This window comes from Cycloclasticus sp., assembly GCF_019090545.1.
Taxonomy (GTDB): Bacteria; Pseudomonadota; Gammaproteobacteria; order Methylococcales; family Cycloclasticaceae; genus Cycloclasticus; species Cycloclasticus pugetii.
In genome coordinates, this window is record NZ_JAHRVT010000002.1 from 47,991 (window position 1) to 73,772 (window position 25,782).

25 protein-coding genes are annotated in these 25,782 nt (G+C 39.5%); 4 read left to right on the forward strand and 21 right to left on the reverse strand.

Annotated features, from left to right (window positions below):
- Window positions 1–4 precede the first annotated feature (4 nt).
- Genes KUG63_RS00580 through KUG63_RS00590 form a run of 3 tightly spaced genes read right to left on the reverse strand, consistent with a single transcriptional unit; the run spans window position 5 to window position 2,408 of the window.
- On the reverse strand, window positions 5–1,129 hold the full coding sequence (locus KUG63_RS00580) for a cation diffusion facilitator family transporter (protein WP_223253200.1): 1,125 nt from the start codon (window positions 1,127–1,129) through the stop codon (window positions 5–7).
- Between the two features lie 17 nt (window positions 1,130–1,146).
- Window positions 1,147–1,371 (reverse strand): sulfurtransferase TusA family protein, encoded by a 225-nt coding sequence (locus KUG63_RS00585; RefSeq protein WP_015004837.1) that lies wholly within the window; start codon window positions 1,369–1,371, stop codon window positions 1,147–1,149.
- Window positions 1,368–2,408 carry a tRNA (5-methylaminomethyl-2-thiouridylate)-methyltransferase gene (locus tag KUG63_RS00590; RefSeq protein ID WP_015004836.1) on the reverse strand — a complete coding sequence of 347 codons (1,041 nt, stop codon included), beginning with the start codon at window positions 2,406–2,408 and terminating at the stop codon, window positions 1,368–1,370. Before KUG63_RS00590 ends, KUG63_RS00585 begins: the two co-directional genes overlap by 4 nt.
- Before the next feature lie 95 nt (window positions 2,409–2,503).
- Here KUG63_RS00590 and glyQ point away from each other — a divergent pair, with 95 nt between their 5' ends.
- From glyQ to KUG63_RS00610, 4 genes are read left to right on the forward strand one after another with little or no spacing between them, the layout of a single operon-like run.
- Window positions 2,504–3,484, forward strand: coding sequence for a glycine--tRNA ligase subunit alpha (gene glyQ / locus KUG63_RS00595; RefSeq protein ID WP_015004835.1), 981 nt, complete (start codon window positions 2,504–2,506; stop codon window positions 3,482–3,484).
- The gene (glyS, locus tag KUG63_RS00600) at window positions 3,484–5,550 is read left to right on the forward strand and encodes a glycine--tRNA ligase subunit beta (RefSeq protein WP_020931759.1); all 2,067 of its coding nucleotides are present in this window, start codon (window positions 3,484–3,486) and stop codon (window positions 5,548–5,550) included. The genes glyQ and glyS overlap by 1 nt, the downstream gene beginning before the upstream one ends.
- Window positions 5,551–5,560: 10 nt before the next feature.
- Entirely contained in the window at window positions 5,561–6,109 is a 549-nt protein-coding gene (gene gmhB, locus KUG63_RS00605; protein WP_020931758.1) for a D-glycero-beta-D-manno-heptose 1,7-bisphosphate 7-phosphatase, read from the forward strand.
- Complete coding sequence (locus KUG63_RS00610) at window positions 6,081–6,830, forward strand: lysophospholipid acyltransferase family protein (protein WP_015004832.1); 750 nt, start codon at window positions 6,081–6,083, stop codon at window positions 6,828–6,830. Before gmhB ends, KUG63_RS00610 begins: the two co-directional genes overlap by 29 nt.
- A gap of 130 nt (window positions 6,831–6,960) precedes the next feature.
- Here KUG63_RS00610 and ureG read toward each other — a convergent pair whose 3' ends face one another.
- The 18 genes from ureG to dnaA all read right to left on the reverse strand — a co-directional run bounded on the left by ureG (window position 6,961) and on the right by dnaA (window position 25,764).
- The gene (gene ureG / locus KUG63_RS00615; RefSeq protein ID WP_020161593.1) at window positions 6,961–7,575 is read right to left on the reverse strand and encodes an urease accessory protein UreG; all 615 of its coding nucleotides are present in this window, start codon (window positions 7,573–7,575) and stop codon (window positions 6,961–6,963) included.
- Between the two features lie 22 nt (window positions 7,576–7,597).
- Window positions 7,598–8,275 carry an urease accessory protein UreF gene (locus KUG63_RS00620; RefSeq protein ID WP_277642311.1) on the reverse strand — a complete coding sequence of 226 codons (678 nt, stop codon included), beginning with the start codon at window positions 8,273–8,275 and terminating at the stop codon, window positions 7,598–7,600.
- A 3-nt stretch (window positions 8,276–8,278) separates the two neighbouring features.
- On the reverse strand, window positions 8,279–8,461 hold the full coding sequence (locus KUG63_RS00625; protein ID WP_016390251.1) for a hypothetical protein: 183 nt from the start codon (window positions 8,459–8,461) through the stop codon (window positions 8,279–8,281).
- Between the two features lie 15 nt (window positions 8,462–8,476).
- Entirely contained in the window at window positions 8,477–8,926 is a 450-nt protein-coding gene (gene ureE / locus KUG63_RS00630; RefSeq protein ID WP_015004828.1) for an urease accessory protein UreE, read from the reverse strand.
- Window positions 8,926–10,629 (reverse strand): urease subunit alpha, encoded by a 1,704-nt coding sequence (gene ureC / locus KUG63_RS00635; RefSeq protein ID WP_015004827.1) that lies wholly within the window; start codon window positions 10,627–10,629, stop codon window positions 8,926–8,928. The genes ureE and ureC overlap by 1 nt, the downstream gene beginning before the upstream one ends.
- On the reverse strand, window positions 10,626–10,943 hold the full coding sequence (locus tag KUG63_RS00640) for an urease subunit beta (protein ID WP_287553633.1): 318 nt from the start codon (window positions 10,941–10,943) through the stop codon (window positions 10,626–10,628). The genes ureC and KUG63_RS00640 overlap by 4 nt, the downstream gene beginning before the upstream one ends.
- Before the next feature lie 24 nt (window positions 10,944–10,967).
- Window positions 10,968–11,270 (reverse strand): urease subunit gamma, encoded by a 303-nt coding sequence (gene ureA, locus KUG63_RS00645; RefSeq protein ID WP_015004825.1) that lies wholly within the window; start codon window positions 11,268–11,270, stop codon window positions 10,968–10,970.
- Between the two features lie 11 nt (window positions 11,271–11,281).
- Window positions 11,282–12,130: an urease accessory protein UreD gene (locus KUG63_RS00650; protein WP_041932844.1), complete on the reverse strand. Its 849-nt coding sequence runs from the start codon at window positions 12,128–12,130 to the stop codon at window positions 11,282–11,284.
- Window positions 12,127–12,822 carry an urea ABC transporter ATP-binding subunit UrtE gene (gene urtE / locus KUG63_RS00655; protein WP_020931753.1) on the reverse strand — a complete coding sequence of 232 codons (696 nt, stop codon included), beginning with the start codon at window positions 12,820–12,822 and terminating at the stop codon, window positions 12,127–12,129. The genes KUG63_RS00650 and urtE overlap by 4 nt, the downstream gene beginning before the upstream one ends.
- Window positions 12,823–12,824: 2 nt before the next feature.
- On the reverse strand, window positions 12,825–13,655 hold the full coding sequence (gene urtD, locus KUG63_RS00660; protein WP_015004822.1) for an urea ABC transporter ATP-binding protein UrtD: 831 nt from the start codon (window positions 13,653–13,655) through the stop codon (window positions 12,825–12,827).
- Complete coding sequence (gene urtC / locus KUG63_RS00665) at window positions 13,652–14,743, reverse strand: urea ABC transporter permease subunit UrtC (protein ID WP_287553636.1); 1,092 nt, start codon at window positions 14,741–14,743, stop codon at window positions 13,652–13,654. The genes urtD and urtC overlap by 4 nt, the downstream gene beginning before the upstream one ends.
- 18 nt (window positions 14,744–14,761) lie before the next feature.
- Window positions 14,762–16,372, reverse strand: coding sequence for an urea ABC transporter permease subunit UrtB (urtB, locus tag KUG63_RS00670; RefSeq protein ID WP_020931752.1), 1,611 nt, complete (start codon window positions 16,370–16,372; stop codon window positions 14,762–14,764).
- Between the two features lie 140 nt (window positions 16,373–16,512).
- Window positions 16,513–17,799, reverse strand: coding sequence for an urea ABC transporter substrate-binding protein (urtA, locus tag KUG63_RS00675; protein WP_015004819.1), 1,287 nt, complete (start codon window positions 17,797–17,799; stop codon window positions 16,513–16,515).
- A 35-nt stretch (window positions 17,800–17,834) separates the two neighbouring features.
- Complete coding sequence (locus tag KUG63_RS00680) at window positions 17,835–18,995, reverse strand: hypothetical protein (RefSeq protein WP_015004818.1); 1,161 nt, start codon at window positions 18,993–18,995, stop codon at window positions 17,835–17,837.
- Between the two features lie 651 nt (window positions 18,996–19,646).
- A complete protein-coding gene (gene gyrB, locus KUG63_RS00685; protein ID WP_015004817.1) occupies window positions 19,647–22,061 on the reverse strand; it encodes a DNA topoisomerase (ATP-hydrolyzing) subunit B in 2,415 nt (804 codons plus the stop codon).
- Window positions 22,062–23,141, reverse strand: coding sequence for a DNA replication/repair protein RecF (gene recF / locus KUG63_RS00690; RefSeq protein WP_287017754.1), 1,080 nt, complete (start codon window positions 23,139–23,141; stop codon window positions 22,062–22,064).
- A gap of 24 nt (window positions 23,142–23,165) precedes the next feature.
- A complete protein-coding gene (dnaN, locus tag KUG63_RS00695; protein ID WP_073024181.1) occupies window positions 23,166–24,266 on the reverse strand; it encodes a DNA polymerase III subunit beta in 1,101 nt (366 codons plus the stop codon).
- A 172-nt stretch (window positions 24,267–24,438) separates the two neighbouring features.
- The gene (gene dnaA / locus KUG63_RS00700; protein ID WP_015004814.1) at window positions 24,439–25,764 is read right to left on the reverse strand and encodes a chromosomal replication initiator protein DnaA; all 1,326 of its coding nucleotides are present in this window, start codon (window positions 25,762–25,764) and stop codon (window positions 24,439–24,441) included.
- Window positions 25,765–25,782: the final 18 nt, after the last annotated feature.

Consider the following 25,782-nt stretch of genomic DNA (forward strand, 5'->3'; position numbering starts at 1 on the left):
CAATTTAAACAAATAACACTTTTACATCCGTCACCTCTGGAAGTGTTAACGTTTTCTTTTTAAATTTTTCTGACACATCCCGTGCTTCACTAATATTATTAATGACCTCTAAAGGAAGCTCTATTTCAACCTCTACCTTACCATCCAGATAATGAAGGGTGACATTTGACACTCCGTCTTTTTCAGCAATGCCTTCCCATGACTCATTAAGCTGGCCTATAAGACGATGCCTTAAGGGTAAATCGACACTTGGCGAATAAATCTCATCATCCTCTGGGTCGATATGGACCGTCACCTCACCAATATTTTCAACGCCCTTTATTAATGATAAGCGTACCCTTTCGCTAATTAAATGTCCCTCAGAAACACTTATTTTAGGGTCCACCAAGATATGCACATCTACAAGAGCTGTATCCCCCATTTTTCGAGTACGTAAAAAATGTAGCTCTCTCGTGCCACTGGCGTCTAATATGATTTGCTTAATTTTTTCTACAACCTCTTCATCCAATGCAGTGTCGACTAACTCCTTACTCGCATTCAATGCTAGATCAACCCCAACCTTTGCCACCATTAGACCCACGATAATTGCCGCAATAGAATCAAAGTATTGAAAGCCAGCCATATCAAGACCAACACCTATTAATACAACTAAAGAAGAAATCGCATCACTCCTGTGATGCCACGCATTAGCCTTCATCAACTCAGATTTTGTATCCCGAGCAATTTTCATCGTCAGCTGGTACATGACTTCATTAGATAAGACAGAGATCATTACAATAGTAATAACCAACCAACCATGCAGCAATACATCATCATTAAAGAAGCCGGCTATTGCATTCCAAATAATTCCCCCAGCCGTAGCCACCAACAAAGCACCTAAAATGACGGTTGCTAATGTTTCAAACCTTGCATGACCGTACGGGTGTTTTTCGTCCGCCTCTTGGCCGGCATGATGCGATGCGTAATACACCAAGCCATCTGTTAATAAATCGGACAGAGAATGAAAACCGTCAGCGACCAATGCGTGTGATTGAGCGAACCAACCACAACCAATTTTGAAAACGGACAATACTAAATTAGCCAAGCCACCAATCACGGTGATATTCTTTTTGGCCCTGGTTTCAGTCATCAGTTGAGACATATTATTTAATCGCTTCCAACTTTGATAATTAGGATATATTCGTGATCAATTTCTTCTGTGCTTAAAACAGTATGTCCATTGATTCTACACCAAGCAGGAATATCTTGCATAACACCAGGATCTGTACAGCTGACTCTTACTTTATCACCTGAAGAAAGTGTCTTTATTATATTTTGCGTTTTTATAACCGGCATAGGGCACATTAACCGGCGTGCATCTAGCTCTATCATACGCGCCAAGCGTCTTGAATCTGATCCGCCTTTAAAGGCGTTACGGTAAAGTTTTTATTAACCCCGTTCTCAGTCACTTCAACATCAACAGTTTTTGCATCTCTACCTTGACTAAACCGTGCGACAATTTGTGCCGCTAGTTTAAGGTCTTCATCATTGGCCGTTCCATCCAGCAACGTTAATGGCCCTTTATGACTCATGGTTCTTAGCGTTATAAACTGCTTTTTATAACCCTGTAAGAAATTATTCTCACCTTCTTCACGAGCCACTATCAATTTAAAGTTTGGTTTTGGTCGAATATGCCGGCCTACTTTTAACAACATAATGTCGTCTATTTCATAATCTCGTTTGCCTCGAGAAGCCCATAAATCAGTTAACTTAACGGAATACGCTTTATCGGTTAAGAAACAACAACCACCAGCAGGTTGGGCGTAATCATCAAAGCCAAATTTTTCAGCCAGCGCCATTTGAGGTTTACGTGTCCGCCCACTAAAGTCATACAATTGGTCACGATTAACCCAGCCTTCACGCTCGGGCAGCGTTTCTGGCAAATTTTGCGCGCACAAAGGGCGCAATAACAAATCATCCGCGCCCGACTCTTCAGAAATTACCGGCATAGTCTCCTTACGCTGTGACATCGGACGTTGACCAATAACTTCACCGGTAATAATAAAGTCAAAGCCATTTTCTTCTGCCCACTCTTTGGCTTTTCCCACCATAAAGATTTTACAATCTAAACAAGGGTTCATATTGGCGCCATAACCATGCTTTGGGTTAAGCAAAACATCTTTATATTCTTCAATAATATCAATAATATGAAGCTTAATGCCTAGCTTTTCAGCGCTCCATAATGCATTGTTTCTTTTCGGTTTTGCTTTATCTTTTTTTCGAATTGCATGGGTATGCCCTTCCACACAAAACCCTGTATAAAAATTTATACCCTCTACATGAACCCCTTGCTCAAGCATAACTTTTGCCGCTAATAGTGAATCTAAACCACCTGATATCAGTGCGACCGCTTTACGTTGCGTTGCCATAATCTTCTCTTAAATACATTGATTGATCATTATACCCAAAGGGCCTCAAGTTTCGTATAAATGCTTAAATAGCTTATGCATTTAAGCTTGCTTTAATGATAAGTGTAGGCTTATTAGATATACTTCTCTTTTTTATTCAAACAACCGCCGAAACTACTGTGTCAAAATCTACTCAAGACCTTATGACGTTCCAAGGCCTTATCCTTGCTTTACAAGAATATTGGGCTAACCAAGGGTGTGCTATTCTTCAACCGCTAGACCTTGAAGTGGGCGCTGGAACTTTCCACCCTGCCACTTTTTTGCGTGCCATAGGCCCTGAACCTTGGTCAACGGCCTATGTACAACCCTCGCGCCGCCCAACCGATGGCCGCTTTGGTGAAAACCCAAACCGTCTACAACATTATTATCAGTTTCAGGTGCTTATCAAACCATCGCCCATTGATATTCAAGACTTATATTTAGGTTCACTCAGTCATCTTGGTTTAGACATGCTTGAACATGATATACGCTTTGTTGAAGATAACTGGGAGTCTCCTACCTTAGGTGCTTGGGGCTTAGGCTGGGAAGTCTGGTTAAATGGTATGGAAGTCACCCAATTCACCTATTTTCAACAAGTCGGCGGCTTAGATTGCCGCCCCGTTAGTGGCGAAATCACCTATGGTCTAGAACGCATTGCCATGTATATACAGGGCGTTGAAAGTGTGTATGACCTTGTCTGGACTAAGACCAATAAGGGTGTCGTTACTTACGGTGATGTATTTCACCAAAATGAAGTGGAACAATCGGCTTACAACTTTGATCATGCCAATATAGACGCCATGTTTAAACAATTCGATGAATGCGAACAGGCTTGCAACCTTTTAATTGAAAAAGGTTTGCCACTGCCTGCTTACGAACAAGTTTTAAAAGCCTCGCATACCTTTAACTTATTAGATGCTCGTCACGCCATTTCTGTGACTGAACGGCAGCGCTTTATTTTACGTGTCCGCAGCCTTTCTAAAATGGTCGCTGAAACATATTTTGCCTCTCGAGAAGCGCTAGGCTTCCCCATGCTAAAAACTGAGGAGACACCGTAATGGCCGAAACAAAAGATTTATTGTTTGAGCTCGGTTGTGAAGAACTTCCACCATCAACATTAAAAACCTTACGCGACCACCTGCTATCTGCAATATGCAGTGGCCTTGAAGAGGCAAAATTAGGTTTTACTCGTACTCATAGTTTTGCCACACCCCGCCGTTTAGCTGTATGGATAGAAGAACTCGAAACAACTCAAGAAGATATTCATGTTGAAAAGCGTGGCCCCGCTATAGCGGCTGCTTATGATGCTGAAGGCAACCCATCTAAAGCTGCTTTAGGGTTCGCACGTGGCTGTGGCGCTAGTTTTGATGACCTTGGCACGCTGAAAACAGATAAAGGCGAGTGGCTTTCGTATAAAAAGCTTGAAAAAGGTCAATCGGCTAAAGCGCTTATTCCTAGCATTATAGAAAAAGCCTTGACTCGCTTACCAATTGCAAAACGTATGCGCTGGGGTCATTCTAACGATGCATTTGTACGGCCTGTACATTCAGTATTATTGCTCTTAGGTGATGAGGTCATTAATACTCAATTTTTTGCTGTTAACGCCTCAAATACTTCATTCGGTCATCGCTTTCATGCACCTGGCCCTATTACCATTGAAGAGGCCAGCCAATACAATGATAAGCTCGCTAATGCCCACGTGATCGCTTCTTTTGAAGACCGCAAAGCCCTTATTGAACAGCAAGCCATTCAAGCTGCTAACGCGGTCAATGGTCAAGCGCACATCGAACCTAGCTTGTTAGATGAAATTACTGCATTAGTAGAATACCCTGTTGCCGTAACAGGTAGTTTTGACGACCATTTTTTAGCACTCCCCAAAGAAGTCCTCATTACCACCATGCAAATCAACCAAAAATACTTCCCTATTTTGGATGAGAACGGCGAGTTGCTTCCATACTTTATTACCATTAGTAATATTGATAGCAACAACCCAAGCTCTGTTAGTCATGGTAATGAGCGAGTTATTCGCCCGCGCTTATCCGATGCTGAGTTTTTCTGGCAACAAGATATGAAAAAGACACTTGCTGAACGAATCAGCTCATTAGATAACGTCATTTTTCAGCAAAAGTTGGGATCTATTGGTGAAAAAACTCGTCGCGTTGAAAAACTCTCTATTCAACTTGCCGATCAACTCGGGCGTGATACAGCACTAGCCTCACGCGCCGCACTTCTCAGTAAAACAGACCTGGTAACGGATATGGTTGGCGAATTTGCTAGCCTACAAGGCGTTATAGGCCGTTACTATGCCAAAGAAAATGGCGAACCAGATGAAGTCGCCGAAGCCTTACAAGAACAATACTGGCCGAAACAGTCGGGTGGTGTGCTACCGACCAGCAAAACAGGTCAACTTCTTGCCCTTACCGATAAACTCGATACCGTTGTGGGGATTTTCAGTGTCGGTTTATTACCTACCGGCGACAAAGACCCATTTGCTTTACGTCGCGCCTCTTTAGGTATTTTAAGGATTATTATTGAAGGTCAACTCGAATTTGACCTAAAAGAACTCATTAGCCTATCTTGTGCGCAATTTAGCCACACGTTTGACGCAAATAAGACCAAAGAGCTCGTTTTAAATTTTATGCTCGACCGTTTAAAAGGCTATTGTTTGTCAAATCATTACTCTCCTGAGCAATTCGTTTCCGTTGCCTCTGTTGACTGTACTCGACCTGTAGATTTTATGAATCGTATTCGTGCGGTCAAAGATTTTTCTAAACTAGACGAAGCTATGAGCTTAACTGAGGCCAATAAACGGATTCAAAACTTATTAAAGAAAGCACCGGACAATGTCAGCGCGCTTTTTGATGCCTCGCGTTTAGTCGATCAGCAAGAAATCTACCTATATCAACAATTACAACTGATCGAAACACAGACTCAGCCATTAATCGAGCAACAACAATATATTGAAGCGCTAAAAGTATTATCTAAGCTGAAAACGCCCATCGATGATTTCTTTGAACACGTTTTTATTATGGCCGAAGATGAACAGCTTAAACATTCGCGGTTGGCTTTGCTTAACAAAATTCACTCTAATTTTATTAAAATAGCTGATATATCAATTTGTTAGATAGACAGTAATGCTTACTAAAATAAACAAGCCAGACATTATTTTAGACCGTGATGGTGTTATTAATATCGACAGTGACAGCTACGTTAAAAGTGTTAATGAATGGCTCCCAATTCAAAGTAGCATTCTTGCGATTGCTAACTTGCACAAAGCAGGTCATCGAATTTTTATTGCAACCAACCAATCCGGTTTAGGTCGTGGGTACTTTAGCTTAGATACCTTAACCGCCATGCACAACAAAATGCTCGATTTAATACATCAAGCCGGCGGTGAAATTACTGGGATAGCCTTTTGCCCACACACACCTGATGATCATTGTACTTGCCGTAAACCAAAGCCTGGCTTATTGCATGATTTATCCCTAGAATTCAATATTGATTTAAACGCCGCTATTGTCATTGGCGATAGCCTAAGGGACTTACAAGCCGCAACTGAAGCTGGTTCAAAAGCCATACTTGTTTTGACCGGAAAAGGAAAAAAAACTCAACAAGAAAACCCTGAGCTCCCTTACCCTATTTTTGAGACACTTTATGACGCAAGCCAAAACATCCTTATTTAAACTGTTAATTCCCGGATTACGATCGGTTGTTTTTTTTATATTCCAAGTCACTACTTTGTTTATATTTGCACCACTGGTTCTACTGTCTTTTCCGTTCTCCTATAACATAAGATACGCCATAGCTAGCACCTGGGCTAAACTGGTTATTAAAGGCCTTAAAGTTATTTGTAAGCTGGATTTTCAGGTAACTGGTTTAGAAAACATAAAAGGTAATGGCATTATTTTTTGTAAACATCAATCTGCTTGGGAAACCTTTGCGTTACAAGTCATGTTTCCAGAGCAATGCTGGGTCTTAAAAAAAGAACTGCTGTGGATCCCTTTATTTGGCTGGGCGCTTGCACTAACGCAACCTATTGCAATAGACCGCTCAAAAAAGAGTAAATCGTTTCGACAAATTATCAAACAAGGCAGCCAACGACTTCAATCTGGTCGGTGGGTTGTTATTTTTCCAGAAGGCACACGAACAGCCCCTGGTGAACGAAAAAAGTACATGGTAGGCGGTGCCTTATTAGCGGAAAAGTCTGGTTACCCGGTTATTCCTGTTGCACATAATGCCGGCGAGTTTTGGAAAAAAAATGCTTTCATAAAGCACCCAGGTACGATTCAAGTTCGAATTGGAAAAATGATCGACAGTAACGCCATGTCTGCCAAAGAGCTCAATCAACAAGCAGAAAACTGGATTGAAGGGCAGATGGAAGAAATAACAAACAAATCGCCTTAAAACGTTATTAGTGTCCCTTAACTATCATGCTATTAAATCAACTCTTATAGCTTTCAAGTGATCACTAATAACCCCATTAGCAATAGGTTTTATTAGGTATAGTTGACCTATCCAGAGTAAAGTTTCGGCTTTAAAGCATACCTTCTTTAACTAGAAAGTCGATAATGCTGGCGCGACCTTCACCGGTCTTAAGGTTTGTAAAAACATAAGGTTTATCTACTCGCATTCGCTTCGTATCCTTATCCATTACATCCAATGATGCGCCTACATAGGGTGCTAAATCAATTTTGTTAATCACCAGAAGGTCTGAGCGCGTAATACCAGGGCCACCTTTCCTAGGAATTTTTTCTCCTTCAGCAACATCAATAACATAAATTGTAATATCGGCTAATTCAGGACTGAATGTAGCCGATAAATTATCACCACCGCTTTCAATAAATATTAGATCTAAATCTGAGAATTTCTCACTCAAATCCTCAACAGCAGCAAGGTTCATTGATGCATCTTCACGAATAGCTGTATGAGGACAGCCACCCGTTTCAACTCCTACAATTCGATCAGCTGCAAGCGCTTCACTTTTAGTTAAGAATTGCGCATCTTCTTTTGTATAAATATCATTCGTAACCACTGCTAACTGGTAATCAGCACGCATCGCTTTACAAAGGGAGTCCAATAAAGCTGTTTTACCTGACCCAACCGGGCCTCCCACTCCAACTCGTAAAGGTATTTTTTTTGAACTATTCATCATTTTCTTTTTTACCCAAATGTTAAGATCTAAATAATCGTGTGTATTGTGTTTCGTGGCGTGCGCTAGCATGAGCCAACGCTGGCGATGAGCTACCTATATCTTCATCAAGAATTTCCAACCCCTGCTCCACTGATGTAGCTAACGGCTTTGCTAAATCACGTAAAATACGTTGGCCAGAAACTTGACCTAAAGGTATTAGTTTTACACCAGAAATAACTAGGTTCTCCAGCCAAGTCCAAGCAAAACCATGAGCAGCTATATTGACAGGAATACCCCATTGATTGACAGCTAACGCAAACCCAGCTGTTTGCGTTTTCGCCAGTGTTGACTGTAAATCAATAGAAGCCTCCACCTCTAAATCTATTAATAATCGCGTCATTGCTCGGCCACGGTTATTTTCTTCTAATCTCAGCTCACTGGTTTCTCTATAGGCCAATAAAATATCTGACCAACGCTTTAATGCTAATTCGTCATTATCTTCACACGCTCTAAGCATTCTCAAAAAAACTGGAATTTCAAGCTGTTGCAGATTAGTTTTTATGAGATCTAATAACCATGCTCGCAAATCGTTTTCACTATTCACCCAGTGTCCTTCAACAGCCCATTCTATGCCTTGTGAGTATGTGAATCCGCCTATCGGCAACGCACTACTACACAATTGTAATAGCCGTATTAAACTAACATTAGACTCCAGCATTAATTACTTTTTACTAAAAGCGGCTCCAATAACAACAATCAAAACAATGCCCAACGATAAAGGCCACACATGTTCTGGATTTGAAAATATATGCGAAATATTTTCTGATAGGTTGTGCCCATGCTCTTGGTGGGCATATGCTAAAGCTGGAAATAAAGTGACGATCGCTACGAGTAATTTATTCATGAAGAAAGCTCCTACTTAATGTTCATGGTGATGTAATCCAGTACTTTGGTAAGCACCTGGCTCAGGTTCAAATGGCGCTTTTTCGACCTTAACGGTTAACCCAAACCCCTTAAGCATGTCGTCTAAAACATGGTCATGAAGGTAGCGCAGCTGTCCGGGTTTAATCTGTAGGGCAACATGCCTATTACCCAAGTGGTAACTTGCTCTTGCCTGTAATAGATAATCATCGCAATTTACTGTCGACACGGTTTCATCCGCAGCAATGACCTTAACAACCAACCCATCGGTACTTACTAATAAGTCTCCATGATAAAGAGTTTGGCCTCTTTCTAAAAATAAGCCAACTTCTCGACCATCATCGAGGGTTGATCGTAGCCGACTTTTAACCCTACTTGCCAGTGGCAGGGTTAAGCTTGCTTGCGCATCAGCCGCTTCTTTCAGTTTTTTTACTAACTTCAGCATCATTAAAATAAAAAATATCGTTGCGTTAACGGTAACTCTGTTGCTGGCTCACAGGTCAACTGCTCACCATCAGCAAACACTTGATAGGTTTGAGGGTCAACTTGAATATTAGGCTGATAATCATTAAGCAGCATATCCGACTTACATACATCACGGCAATGTTTGACTACCCCAATCATGCTTTTTAAGCCTAACTTGCCTGCAATATCATCTTTCGCTGCAGCTTGTGACACAAACGTCATACGAGTTGCATGCCGTGCACCGCCGAGTGCTCCAAACATAGTTCGATAATGCACTGGCTGAGGTGTAGGAATAGATGCATTTGGATCGCCCATTGGAGCGGCTACTATCATGCCACCTTTAATAATCAGGCTTGGTTTTGTGGCAAAAAATGCGGGCGACCATAAAACCAAGTCAGCTAATTTACCAACCTCAATTGAGCCTAATTCATGGGACATGCCATGTGTTATTGCAGGATTAATTGTATATTTAGCAATATAGCGTTTTGCTCTAAAGTTATCCGACAACTCATCATCTGTTTCTAATGCACCCCGTTGTACTTTCATTTTATGTGCTGTCTGCCATGTGCGCGTAATAACTTCGCCAACCCGTCCCATTGCTTGCGAATCAGACGCAATCATTGAAAATGCACCTAGGTCATGCAGAATATCTTCTGCTGCTATGGTTTCCCGGCGAATACGAGACTCTGCGAAAGCCACATCTTCAGCAATATTAGGGTCTAAATGATGGCAAACCATCAACATATCTAAATGTTCATCCACCGTATTGATCGTATAGGGCCTTGTTGGGTTCGTCGAGGATGGTAATACAAACGATTCACCACAGGCCTTGATAATATCTGGCGCATGACCACCGCCAGCGCCTTCCGTATGGTACGTATGAATTGTGCGCCCCTTCATTGCACCTAAGGTATGTTCTACAAAACCGGACTCATTTAATGTGTCTGTATGAATTGCGACTTGTACATCCATTTTCTCAGCTACTGACAAGCACGTGTCAATTGAAGCCGGTGTCGTCCCCCAATCTTCATGTAATTTAAGGCCAATCGCACCGGCTGTTATTTGTTCCACTAGTGGCTCTTCACTACTGGCATTGCCTTTAGCTAAGTAACCGATATTCATCGGCAATTCTTCTGCTGCTTCCAGCATTCGATGCATATTCCAAATACCCGGTGTACACGTGGTGGCGTTAGTTCCAGTAGCTGGGCCGGTACCACCACCTAACATGGTGGTGATACCTGACATCAAAGCTTCTTCAACCTGTTGAGGACAAATAAAGTGAATATGCGAATCCACACCACCGGCCGTTAATATTTGGCCTTCTCCGGCAATTACCTCGGTACCTGGCCCAACGACTATATCAACACCGGGCTGTACATCAGGGTTACCGGCTTTACCAATACCAACAATACGTCCATGTTTAATACCAACATCCGCTTTAATAATACCCCAGTGATCTAGAATTAATGCATTGGTAATGACCACATCAACGACCTCCGCATCTACACGTTGGCTCTGCCCCATTCCATCACGAATAACTTTACCACCACCAAATTTTACTTCATCACCATAGATGGTTCGGTCATCTTCAACCTTAATCCAAAGCTCGGTATCACCTAATCGAACACGATCCCCTGTCGTGGGCCCGTACATCTCCATATAAGCTTGTCTACTAATACTGGTCATGAGTCCGTCTCCAAAGTACCCATTACTTCGGCATTAAAGCCGTACACTTTTCGATCTCCCGCATAGGCGACCAACTCCACTTCCCGCGTTTGCCCTGGTTCAAAACGCACCGCTGTACCGGCCGCTATATTTAATCTAAACCCATAGGTTTTTTTTCGATCGAATGTTAAAGCAGGGTTGTTTTCAAAAAAGTGATAGTGAGAACCAATTTGAATCGGACGGTCACCCGTATTAGCCACACTAACAAGGACTGTTTCACGCCCAACGTTAAGCTTAATCGAGCCCTCTAGAACCTTTACTTCACCTGGAATCATAAGGCACCTTCCTGTCGTACTTTATTAAACAATTGGATCATGGATAGTTACCAACTTTGTACCATCGGGAAATGTTGCCTCAACTTGTACCTCCTGAATCATTTCGGCAATGCCTGTCATTACATCATCTCGTGTTAATAGTGTGCGACCGAAATTCATTAATTCAGATACACTTTGTCCATCTCGCGCACCCTCTAGTATGGCCGAACTGATATAAGCAATGGCTTCAGGGTGATTTAACTTTACACCTCGCGCTTTGCGCCGCTCAGCTAGTAATCCTGCGGTAAAAATTAATAACTTATCTTTTTCTCTTGGGGTCAAATTCATAATTAATCCTACTAAGTAGCCCAGATGCGTGGTGAACAGGCTTTACGCTTGAGTACCAATGGCCTTAATTCACCCCATAGACGAGTGAATATTTTCCTACATTGCTCCGTAGAATCACCTAAATATCGCACCAATAAACAGTCTTCGACTAAGGTTGCGGCAATCAATACGTTATTATCATCTGTCAATAATGTTCGCACCATCTCTAGCATGCTGTTGTTTGCAGGCGTTGCCAAAAAAATAGCCATCACCGAATTATTACGTAAACCGGTTGGTGACTCCAATTTATTTGCTTCAACGTTCATTTTTTCTATTAATAGCGGTCTCTCATTACGACTAAGCATAAAATCCAACTGCAAGCGACCTTCGGTAAATTTTTGTTGATTAGCTGGTAAACCAAAACAATGCATTTCCCAGCCTATAAATTGTGCTGTTGGCGTAAGGTCGATATGAGTACTCAAATGAACTTTCGCGCCAGGAAAATAAATATTTTCCTGAGGAAACCACTCTAATGCTGCCCCTTCATCTACAGTTAGCCTTTGTTGTTGGTGTGCTGTATCGCCTTGGCTTTTGTAATACTTCGTTGCACCCGGCGTAGTTAATAGCGTATTAGCCTGCTGCCCCACATCCACATTTATATACAAGCGATCACCACCGACCACTCCACCCGGTGGATGTAATATATACAAATGACATACATCACCTTCAGGATAAAATGCACGCTGAACAGCTAAGGGCCCACGTTGTTGGCGTGCAGACAACACCGTTTTATTCACTTGCACTGCAAACTTTAAATCCAGCTGAGCCTCCCAACCAGACACTGTTTCTGTCTCTATTGTTGACGTTAATGCTGAACTCATACGGTTAAATATTCACTGACCAAATCATCCGTTAATTCAGCAATTTCACCCTTAGCTACTGCGCACCCGCGTTCCATAATGATAAATTGGTCAGCAACTTTTTTAGTTATCGGTAACTTTTGCTCAACAAGCAATACGGTTAACCCAGCTTCTTTGTTCAATTTATTAATAATATCGCCAATTTCTTGAACTATATTTGGCTGAATACCCTCTGTAGGCTCATCAAGAATTAACATAACAGGATCAAGCGCTAGGGCACGCCCAATAGCTAATTGTTGTTGCTGGCCACCCGACAAGTCTCCTCCACGGCGTTGTGACATTTCTTTTAATACCGGGAACATTTCATAAATAGACTCAGGAATTGTTCGCACCTTATCTCGGCGTGATGATAATCCAATTTTTAAATTTTCTTCTACCGTTAACAGTGGAAAAACTTGTCGCCCTTGAGGTACATAACCGATCCCTAAACTCGCTCGTTTTTCCGCAGATAATTTAGATAGCTCTTGACCATCAAACATCATGCTTCCAGATTTTGTTGGCAAAATTCCCATCACACTTTGGACTAGAGTGGTTTTTCCAACACCGTTGCGCCCCATCAAACAGGTACATTTCCCTTTAGGTATTTCTATATCTAAATCCCACAATGTATGACTTTGACCATAGTATTGATTTAATTTTTCAATTTTTAACATCGCTAAGCACCTAAATAGACTTCAATAACACGCTCATCATTCTGCACTTCATCCATGGTTCCTTCTGAAAGCACACGCCCTTGATGTAACACGGTCACTTTGCGTGCAATTGAACGAACAAAATCCATATCATGCTCTACAACTACAACAGAATGCTCTCCTGCCAGTGAGGTCAGTAGTTCCCCGGTTTTTTCCATTTCTTGATGTGTCATTCCTGCTACAGGTTCATCCACTAATAACAGCCTAGGCCGTTGCATTAATAACATACCAATCTCTAACCATTGTTTTTGACCATGAGACAATAAACCCGCAGGCAGTATTGCTTTTTCAAGTAAACCAATTCTCTCAAGTACTTGGTCAATAGTATCCCGTTGCTCGCCCGTTAATGTTGCAAATAGCGTCGCCCAAACACCTTTATCACCTTTCATCGATAGCTCAAGGTTTTCAAATACAGTATGGTTTTCAAATATTGTTGGTTTTTGGAACTTACGACCAATACCAGCATTCGATATTTCTGGCTCTGTCATTCTAAGCAGGTTCATCGTTTGGCCAAAATAAACAGTTCCACTATCCGGCTTAGTTCTGCCGGTAATAATATCCATCATCGTTGTTTTACCAGCACCATTTGGACCGATAATACAACGTAACTCTCCATCATTAATATATAAGTTAAGATCATTAATGGCTTTGAAGCCATCAAAGCTCACACTGACATCTTCCATATATAAAATAATGTCTTTACTAACCTCTAGGTTAGGGTTTATATCCGGCTTTAATAAATCAAACACCTCATCTCGGCGCAATACATCACGCACCATATCTAATGTACTCATACCGTAGCCTCTTTGCTTTTTTTGAATAAGCCGGCTACTCCTTGCGGTAGGTACATGGTTGCAAAGATAAATAACCCGCCTAGTGCATATAACCAAACCTCAGGAAATGCACCGGTAAAGTATGTTTTTGAAAAATTCACTAAAATCGCCCCTATTACCGCACCATATAGTGTTGACCGTCCACCAATCGCTACCCAAACGACCATTTCTATAGAGAGTAATGGTGAAAATTCACCTGGATTAATAATCGCAACCTGTGGTACATACAAGGCACCAGCAATGCCTGCAAGAATTGCAGAAAAAGTGAATATCCACAGTTTTACATTTTCAACTCGGTAACCAATAAAGCGAAGCCTATCTTCTGAGTCTCGTACCGCTATTGCAACGCGACCTAATTTAGATTGTACAATCGCTCGACAAGCTAAATAACCAAAAGCTAGCGCCACTGCCGAAGCAAAGAATAAACCCACTCTAGTTGCATCACTTTGCAGTGAAAAACCGAGAATATCTTTAAAATCCGTTAAACCATTATTCCCACCAAAACCAAGCTCGTTTCTAAAAAACGCTAACATTAGTGCATAAGTTAATGCTTGAGTCATGATTGATAAATAAACACCTGTTACACGAGAACGGAAAGCTAACCAGCCAAACAGATAGGCTAATAAACCCGGTACTAACATAACCATAATCGCTGCAAACCAAAACTGATCAAAGCCTTGCCAAAACCACGGTAATTCAGTCCAGTTAAGAAAAACCATAAAATCTGGTAACTCGGGGTTCCCATACACGCCTCTATCACCTATCTGACGCATAAGGTACATACCCATCGCATAACCACCCAGTGCGAAAAAAGCCCCGTGTCCTAAACTCAAAATGCCTAGCACTCCCCAAACCAAATCGACAGCTATCGCCAATAATGCATAAGTAAGATACTTGCCTAATAAAGTGACTGTATAGGTTTTTAAGTGAAAGGCACTTCCTTCTGGTACAACTAAATTTAATAGCGGCACCATAATACTAACGAGCAGTAAAATAGTAAGAAAAACTTGACCACCGACATCATCTTTTAAAATTTTCTTCATATACATTTTATTTATCCCCCACTTTTAAGTTGCTGCCCGACCTTTTTGTGGAAATAGCCCACTAGGTCGTTTCTGAATAAATAAAATGATAAATAGCAAGACGATAATTTTCGCTAACACTGCACCCGCCCAAGGTTCGAGTAATTTATTAGTGATACCTAGGCTTAGTCCAGCAACTAACGTACCCCATAAATTCCCTACCCCACCAAATACAACCACCATAAATGAGTCGATAATGTAGGCTTGCCCTAAGTTAGGGCCTACGTTTGTTAACTGACTAAGTGCTACCCCTGCAACACCTGCAATTCCAGAGCCTAAACCAAACGTCATTGCATCCACCCAGTTTGCTTTAACCCCCATTGCACAGGCCATAGTCCGGTTTTGGGAAACGGCCCTTACCTTTAAACCGAGTGTGGTTTTTTTTAAAATAAACAATAAAATGAAAAACACTAATACTGCAAAAACAATAATATAGAGCCGATTCCACGTTAGTGCTAAAGCATCATTAACCTGCCACACCCCACTCATCCATGTTGGTGATTCTACTGCTCGATTTAAGGGTCCAAAAATTGATCGTACAACTTGTTGTAAAACTAAGCTGACACCAAATGTAGCCAATAATGTTTCAAGCGGTCTGCCATATAAAAACCTAATAATACCTCGTTCAATTAGAATTCCCACCAATCCTGAAACAATAAAAGCCAGTGGAATAGCAATTAATACTGAATATTCAATTAGGTTTGGAAACCAAAGTTGCACAACATATGTTGTGTAAGCACCTAACATAATTAATTCGCCATGAGCCATATTGATAACACCCATCACACCAAAGGTTATAGCTAGGCCAATAGCGGCAAGTACTAACACTGATCCAAGACTTAAACCAAAAAACAGGGTTTCAACTTTGGCATACTGGCTAACTCGTTGATCAATCTTGGCTAATGTTTTCGTCGCAAGATTTTTCGTTTCTTTATCGTTTACATTGTCTATAACTTCTGCCAATACTTGACGCACACTCGGGTTAACACTGTCTTTCACATTTGCAATCAAGTTTCGTGTATCACCCTCATTCTTTTTAAGCTTTAGCGTTGAAATAGCTACATTTAATTTTTCTTTAACGTCATCATCCTGCTCTATCTTATAACGTTTTTCTAATGCCGCTAATTGCTTGACATCTATTTGACTTAACACCTGATCAACAGCTGTTTTCCTTATCGTTGCATTTTCATCATTAAGTTGAATCATCGCCAACGCATCACGTAACGTTGTACGCAAACGATTACTGATGATTATTTTTTTCCACTCTGATGAAATAGCAACACCCAGCGATTCACCTGTTAATACTGCACTTGCGTAGTCTTTACCTGTTTTTTCAGTTAATACAGCCACCAATTTATCTGCTTTTCGGTAATGAAGCTGACTATGTAGTAAGGCATCAATTACTAGTGGCAAGCGTTTGTCATTAATTTTGACGAGTTTTTCTATCGCTTGCGTCCTTTTTTTAAATTTAGATGATGTTAAATCTGCTAACATAATTTCAAAATCGGCTGATATCCCATCATCAGCAAAAGACGAAGAACTAATGGGTATTATTACCATTAGTATTAGTACGACCATCCTAGTTACGTATGTCATGAATCACACTCTTAAGTATTATTGTGTTTCTGAAAAGGTCTGCTGTTATTAAGTACAATTTAATCTCTTAATTTAAATACATGGCCAGACACAACATCAACTTACTTGTGCCTGGCCAAAAATTTTGCGATTACAACTGATTAGAAGTTTTGACCTGAACACTTTGCCGTTTTCACATTGTAATTGCCGCATGAAAGCGGTTTACGCCAATCTGAAATAAGGTCTTTCGATCCTTCTAAGTAATCTGACCATGCATCCCCTGCCACTAAACCAGATGTTTCCCAAACAGTACCAAACTGACCATCATCTTGGATTTCACCAATGACAACTGGCTTAGTAATGTGATGATTTGGCATCATCGACGAATAACCACCTGTAAGATTTGGAACTGAAATGCCAATAATGGCCTCTTGTACAGCCGCTGAATCAGTTGTGCCTGCTTTTTCTACGGCTTTAACCCACATATTGAAGCCGATATACGTCGCTTCCATTGGGTCATTCGTTACCCGTTTTTCATCTTTAGTAAAATCATGCCAGGCTGAAATAAACTTATCATTAGTCTCAGCTTCAATACTCATAAAGTAATTCCATGCCGCCAAATGGCCAACTAATGGTTTAGTATCCATACCTGATAGTTCTTCCTCACCAACTGAGAAGGCTACAACAGGAATATCTTCAGCTGAAATACCTTGGTTTCCAAGCTCTTTATAGAAAGGAACATTAGCATCACCGTTAATGGTAGAAACCACTGCTGTTTTCTTCCCTGCTGAACCAAATTTCTTTACATCAGAGACTATTGACTGCCAATCTGAATGACCAAAGGGAGTGTAATTGATCATAATGTCTTCTGCTGCAACACCCTTTGATTTCAGATACGCCTCAAGAATTTTGTTTGTTGTTCGTGGGTAGACATAATCAGTTCCGGCTAATACCCAACGCTCAACACCAATGTCATTCATCAGGTAATCTACCGCTGGAATAGCTTGTTGATTAGGTGCTGCCCCAGTATAGAAAACATTTTTAGATGACTCTTCGCCTTCGTACTGTACTGGATAAAAAAGTATACTGTCTGACTCTTCAAACACAGGCAATACTGATTTACGTGATACTGAAGTCCAACAACCAAATACCGCTGATACCTTATCTTTATCAATTAACTCCTTCGCTTTCTCAGCAAATAATGGCCAATTTGAAGCAGGATCAACCACAACGGGTTCTAGTTGCTTCCCTAGCAAACCACCTTTTTTATTTTGCTCTTCAATTAACATTAAAACCGTATCTTTTAATGTCGTTTCACTGATTGCCATGGTGCCTGATAATGAATGCAATACCCCTACCTTAATTGTATCTTCTGCCGCATAGACATTACTTGCTATTAAGGCACCTGCTGAAACTAATGATGTAACTAATTTTCGTTTTATATTCATTTTGATTTCCCTATTTAATAGTGTTGAGCTAATTATTAATACTGGAATTGATAACCGATAACAAAAGCATCCATATCATTTGTTCCGTTGTCTGTGCTTGAGTAAGCCACAGAAATTCGAGAGTTAAACCCATCGATAACATAATTAAAACCAGCATCAATTGTTTCAGAATCGCTGCCGTTATCTGGGTTTACTTCTGAGTAAGAAAAGTAAGGTTGAACCTTGCCTATACCTAACTTGTTTGGAAACAAGTAAAGTGTTGTTGCTTTCCATGAATCACCTTCAAATAAACCAAATGCATTTGTTTTTCCGTCTAAATCAAAGTCTTTATAGGCTGCTTCAATGGTAAGAACACCTTCGTTTTCCAACACGTTTTCATATAAAACATCTGTATATAAGGCTGTGAAATCACCTAAATCACCAACAATACCGGTAGCATCTTCCTCAAATTGAGCAGCCACTGAGACAGTAAAAATATCGCCCGCTGCACCGTATGATGTACTACCAGTGTAATAACCAGGTGCTTTTTCAACATTTAAGAAGTTATAACTGAACCTCGCTGCATATAAAAAGTTATCATCTGGGTCCGCATCACCCATCCCTGCACTTTCATAACCTTCAAAAACACCGACAGCATAGGTAAAACGCTCCTCAGCTCCTAAACGACCCCATACCGTTACACCTTCATCACGGCCATATAGACCTGCATTACCTTTTCCATGATCTTCTCCTTGATCAGCAGGGCCAAATGGGGTTTTAAAAGCATTCCATATATTGGCGTAGTATGGACCACTCATTTCTTCACGATCAGCAGGCACTAGCATGCGGCCAGCCCATATATTTAGTGCTGGGTTAATTTTAAACTTTGCAATAGCATCTAAAATTCCAAACTCCTCATCAAATGGTGCATTAGAACTACTCCAAAATGTCTCGGTATTTAATTCAAACCCGATATTTTCAGAAATTTGACCATTAATATAGATTCGCGCGCTATCCAAGTTAAAATCATTTGACCAATCATCCCCACTAGGCGACGCATCCTCTACTGCAGTGAAACTTGTTCTCACGCCCACACCGAAACTTATCCATTTACCATCTGAACCTTCAAATTTTGCACCAGCCAATACAGAACCAGTCATGACTTGAGCAGCAATTAATGCCGCAATCCCTGTCACTTTTCCTGAATATTTCATCATTCATTACCTTTTATCTTGTCAATGGAAGGTACTAAAATGCGAATATCATGCCAGAATATAACCCTTTGTTTTTAATGGATAATGACTATATATTTAGAATTATTGCACAAAAAAAGCTCATAAAAATGAGCCTAAAAAAAATTAATGAGTTAATTTGGTGCGATTTCCAGATATAAACTAATCGCTAAAATAAAAGAACCCTCTCTTAAACAAACCTAGATCTGATTTACTTTGTGATCTTGCATCATTCGATGAATAAATACAGGCTTATATTGGTAAAGCTAACCATTGCTTTTATTTCTTATAAGGAATCAAACTATCCAAACCTCTGCTAACAGATGTTTCGACAATTAATACATACCTTAAATATACCTATCTTGTAATTATTTAATTTGTTTCTCACACGGCTTCAATAATTTTTTTAAATCCAGGATAAATTAAACTCCTGAAAGCTTATTTAAGAAGCTTTTTCACATAAAGCAACCCATTTGTATGCGTTTTTTATTTTTAAGCTCTACAGCAAGGGATAAGGCCTTTAGTGAAATTCATTTCCGATTTTTCAAAAAAAAGCGGAAATTTAATTTCCGCCTTTGATACTTTTAAACGACTCATAACCCTTCTGGTTTATGTGTGTTACTTTTTCATAAAAAACTACACATCTAAGTTTGCTACTTCTAATGCGTTTTTTTCTATAAAGTTTCGCCTAGGTTCTACTTCATCTCCCATTAATGTTGTAAACACTCCATCAGCTGCAATGGCATCCTCTATTCTTACCTGCAATAAACGTCTTGAGTCTGCATCTAATGTTGTCTCCCATAGTTGATCTGGGTTCATTTCTCCTAGGCCTTTATAACGCTGGATTTGTTGACCTTTTCTTGCTTCTTTCATTAATAATTCAAAAACTTCTTTAAAACTAGTCACAGTATGTTTCTTATCAGCAATATTAAGGTGCGTGTCTTCCTCAAACATACCCACTAATGTTTTACCAAAACTGACTAAGCGTTTATATTCACCTGATTTAAAGAACAGACGTGGCATTTCAAAAGATTTCTCTACTCCATGAGACATGGTTATACAGTGAACCGACCAATTATCTTGTTGGTACTTTAATGACAAACTATATTGGGTTGGGCAACTTTCTATTCCGTTTAGGTTTTTTTCTAAGTCTTGCAACCAATCATTTAACTCATCTTCACTAACAGATTCTGTTATTTCAGTAGAAACCAATAGCTCGTTTAAAATCAACTCATCATAACGCCCCGCCAGTCTCGCAATCATTCCTTCAATTTGAATATGTTCTTTTGCAAGTTCTTCTAGCGCAAGCCCTGTAATAGCTGGTGTTGTCTCATTAATAACTAAACTTGCTTTTTGTAAAGCCAATTGTAGAAGGTAACTATTCAGCTCATTATCATCCTTAACATAATATTCTTGTTTACCTTTTTTAACCTTATATAAAGGCGGTTGTGCAATATAGACATTACCATTCTCAATCAACTCAGGCATTTGGCGATAGAAAAAAGTTAATAACAATGTTCGTATATGTGAGCCATCCACATCGGCATCTGTCATGATAATGATCTTATGATAACGAAGATTTTCTGGCTTATACTCTTCCTTACCAATACCACAACCCAATGCTGTTATTAAGGTTCCCACTTCATCCGACGATAACATTTTATCGAACCGAGCTTTTTCTACATTGAGTATTTTTCCTTTCAACGGCAATATCGCTTGAGTTCTTCGATCTCTGCCTTGCTTTGCTGAGCCTCCAGCCGAGTCCCCTTCCACTAGAAATATTTCTGATAATGCAGGGTCTTTTTCTTGGCAATCAGCTAATTTCCCAGGTAAACCAGCAATATCTAAAGCAGACTTACGTCGTGTCATCTCCCTTGCTTTTCTAGCCGCATCTCTCGCCCTGGCTGCTTCTAGCATTTTGCCAGCTATTTCTTTTGCTTCTGTTGGGTTTTCTAACAAAAACTCTTGTAGCGCTTCAGCTAAGGATGATTCAACAATGGATTTCACTTCCGAAGACACCAATTTGTCTTTCGTTTGTGATGAAAACTTAGGATCTGGTACTTTAACTGATAAGACTGCCGTCAGCCCTTCACGCGCATCATCACCCGATGTTGTCACCTTCTGTTTTTTTGCTAGACCGCTACCTTCTATATATTGATTTAATGTTCGAGTGAGACCTGCTCTAAAACCTGCTAAATGTGTGCCCCCGTCTCTCTGAGGAATGTTATTTGTATAACAAAAAATATTCTCTTGATAAGAATCATTCCATTGCAAAGCCACCTCCACATTCACATCATTCTTATCTACGTTGATATAAATAATATTTTCATGGATTTGAGATTTATTTTTATTTAGGTGATTAACAAACGCTTTAATCCCACCTTCATATTCAAAGATCTCTTCTTTTGCTGTGCGCTCATCCGATAACCTAATTCTTACACCAGAATTCAAAAACGATAATTCTCGTAGCCTTTTTGCCAATAAGTCAAAATGAAATTCAATATTACTGAAGGTACCGATACTTGGTTTAAACCTCAGACTTGTTCCTGTTTTTTCAGTTGGTCCTACAACTTTTAACGGCTCTACAGGTTCACCTTTTTTATAAAGCTGATAATGCTGACTACCTTCCCTGTTTATAGTTAACTCTAATTCGTCAGATAGCGCGTTAACAACAGACACACCCACACCATGCAATCCACCGGACACTTTGTAAGCGTTATCATTAAACTTACCGCCTGCGTGGAGCACCGTCATAATGACTTCAGCAGCTGATCTCCCCTCATCGGGATGGATATCAACAGGAATACCACGACCGTCATCTGTGATAGTAACCGAATTATCTTCATGAATAATTACACCAACCTCTGTGCAGTAGCCTGCTAAAGCCTCATCAATAGAATTATCAACCGCCTCAAACACCATATGATGTAAGCCTGAACCATCATCGGTATCACCTATATACATTCCTGGGCGCTTTCTAACCGCATCTAAGCCCTTTAGAACTTGTATATTTGATGAATCATAAGTCTCATTGTTTTTTTCTTCGCTCACTTAACTATCCTCTATCTGCATAACTCCACGTTTCACGTGAAACACCTTAGTTTCTTTCGCATCAATAAACTCTAAAAACAAATCTATATTTGTTGTCGTCACGAAAGTCTGTATATTTAGTTTCTGTAAAAAAAACATTACTTTTCTTACATTCTCCCTATCAAGCTCAGCACCTAAATCATCCAATAACACACAAACCGACTTAGATACTCGATCACGCATTAACTTAATTTGCGCTAAATACATCGCAATGACCAGCAGCTTCATCTGCCCTCTGGATAAATAATCCTGTGCTAACCTTCCATTAACCAGAACCTTAATATCTGCTTTATGCGCGCCTGCTGTGGTGAAGCCATACAAGATATCTCGGTCCTTTGCTTTATTAAGCGCATCCTCAAACGATAAGCTTTTATCCCAGCCTTTTAAGTAATTTAAAGTAACCTCTGCATCACCAATAAACTGACAGGCAATACCTTTAAGTTCTTTATTTAACAACTCAAGATACTTCTCTCTTTCATGACTGACTATTGTACCGTATTCAATCAGTTTATTATTCCAAACAGTTAATGTATCTAATTGTTTGGTTTTCAATAACTTATTCCTCTGTTTCAATAAGTGGTTATATTGCTTCGATATATTTAAAAATGAGTGTTTCACGTGGAACACACCGGTATCAATAAAAGCCCTTCTACCAACCCCACCATTTTCTAATAATGTTTGGGATTCGGGCCTGATAAGGTGTGCATGAAACAGACGGGATAATCCAGAAGATTTTTTTTCTGATCGAGCATTTATCCTGATAATGGTTTTATGTTTGTTTTTTTTGATCGCTATCTTATGAGAAACGTTCACATAAGCTAATTGGGCAAAAACAATAAGGCTATCTTTATTATGTGAGAGAACCTTAGTAATATTTTGCGTTCTAAAAGAGCGCGCCCTACTTAGTATGTAAAGCGACTCTAGAATTGATGTTTTTCCACTCCCGTTAGGCCCAACAATAATATTAAGCTTAGGAGATGGTTGGAATATTATATTTTCAATATTCCTAACATCTTTAATTTGAACATCGACTAAAGACAAGAAAAATAATTACAGTAAAAATGTTTATATACGCATTGGCATAATAATAAATTGACTGCTCTTATCTTCTGGATTTTCAAGTAAGCAACTACTGTTTGTATCAGTAAACGAAACTAACACATTATCCGATTCAATTACATTTAGGGCATCCATTAAATAACTTGAATTAAAGCCCATACTCATCTCATCACCATTGTAATCAACCACTACTTCTTCTTCGGCTTCATCCTGTTCAGGGTTATTGGCATTAATAGTCATTAATTGGTTTGATAAGTCTAAACGTATTCCTTTATATTTTTCATTGGATAAAATGGAAACACGAGATAAAGCAGATTTAAAAGATAACTTATTGATATTAAAGCTATGTTTACTTTGTTCAGGGACTACGTTATTAAAATCAGGGAAGCGTCCATCAATCAACTTTGCATTAAGTTCAACATCACCCAACGAGAATTTAATACTGTTTTTAGCGATCTTTATCTCAACGGCACCTTCAAATTTATCCATTAGTCTGAGTAGTTCTTGGGCTGCTTTTCTTGGAATGATAACCTGGTTAATGGATTGATTTTCATTATCAATTTTATTTTTAGATAGGGCTAGCCGATGACCGTCGGAGGCGACAGTTTGTAATTCACCATCAACAATTTCCATCATTAAACCATTTAGATAATAACGAACATCTTGTTGTGCCATACAAAAAATAGTTTTACTAAAGGCTTTTAATAAAACCTCTTGGTTAATGTTTATTTGATTTAGGTAACTTGATTCATCGAAAAGAGGGTATTCATCTGATGGCAGTGTCCTAAGTGTAAATCTGCTTTTGCCTGATTTAATAATAAGAACACCATCATTGAAAGATAAATTTAATTCACAGTGATCAGGTAAAGATCGACAGATGTCTAATAACTTTCTTGCAGGAATCGTTATATTAAAGCTTTCTTCCCCTATCAATATAGATTTAGCACTGACCTGTACTTCTAAATCGGTGCCTGTAAATTTGATCGTACCATTGTTAATCGATAAATAAACATTTGATAAAATAGGTAAGGTCTGTCTTCTTTCAATAACACCAAAAACTTTCTGTAATGGCTCTAATAGATCTTCTTTATTAATATTTAATTTCATATCTCTTAATACTTATTATGATTATAAGGAATTAAAAATCGGTTAGTATTTTTAATTATTCATTTTAAATCAATAACCTATGTTATTTTGAAAGGTGTTGTTAAATATAAAAACTATTGTGGATAACTTGTTTGTAAAAACATCTCAAATTTTATCCACAGCTTACACCTAATTAATGCGATAGGGTTCTTAACAGGTTAATATAATCTTCATCAATCAATTGATCAGAGTCTCTTAGCTCTTTTACTTTTCGTGTTGCGTGAAGAACGGTCGTATGGTCCCGGCCACCAAATTGATTCCCTATTTCTGGCAAGCTGTATTGAGTAAGTTCTTTTGCCAGAGCCATTGCTATTTGTCTTGGGCGAGCGATTGATCTTGTTCGTTTAGCAGACAATAAGTCAGATGTCCTTATTTTGTAGTACTCAGCAACCGTTTTTTGAATGTTATCAATGCTAATACGTTTGTTTTGTAGAGCAATCAAATCTCTGAGTGCTTCTTTAGTAAAATCTAAGGTAATAGGTTTACCGGTAAAGTTCGCATTTGCTAAAACTCTGCGTAAGGCCCCTTCTAGTTCTCTAACATTGGATTTAATTCTATTGCCCATAAAAAAAGCAACTTCATCAGCTAGGTCAACGCCACTTAACGCGGCTTTACTTTTTAAAATAGCCACGCGTGTTTCTAGGTCTGGCGGTTCGATGGGAATTGGTAAGCCCCAACCAAAACGAGATTTAAGCCGTTCTTCTAAACCATTGATCTCTTTTGGATAGCAATCACAGGTTAGGACGATTTGCTTATTGTTTTCAATGAGAGTGTTAAAGGTATGAAAGAATTCTTCTTGAGACCTTTCTTTCTTTGCAAAAAACTGGATATCGTCAATAAGTAATAGGTCTAATGAACGATAGTAGTTTTTAAAATCATTTATGGTGTTTTTCTGTAAAGATTGGACCATACCGGATACAAAGCGCTCGGATGATAAAAAAGACACACGTTTGTTTTTGTTCTTTTGAAGAATGGCATTGCCTATGGAGTGCATTAAATGCGTTTTACCGAGCCCTACTCCCCCATAGATAAAAAGCGGGTTGTATGAAACACCCGGGTTCTCCGATACCTGTATAGCCGCGGCTTTGGCTAACTCATTAGATTTACCCATAACGAAAGAGTCAAAAGTAAAGGCACTATTAAGATTATGGGAAACACTGGGTGTGTTATTAGCTTTAGTCGTCGTTTTTTTACTGACAGTAGCGGGCGAAGGTTGTACTTTTGAACTGCCTATTTTTAGATGAAGCTTAATTTTATTTTCAGTTAACTTATTGATTATATTAGTTATATTTTCAATATAGTTATCTGAAACCCAATCTAAAACAAATTTGTTTGGCGCAAATAAAAGCAATTCATCATTATTAGTTTGAGCTTGAAGAGGGCGAACCCAGGTATTTATTTGTTGAGGGGGAATTTCTTCCTCTAATCGTTGTAAACATTGCTCCCAGAGAGATGACACATTAATCCTTGATAAAAT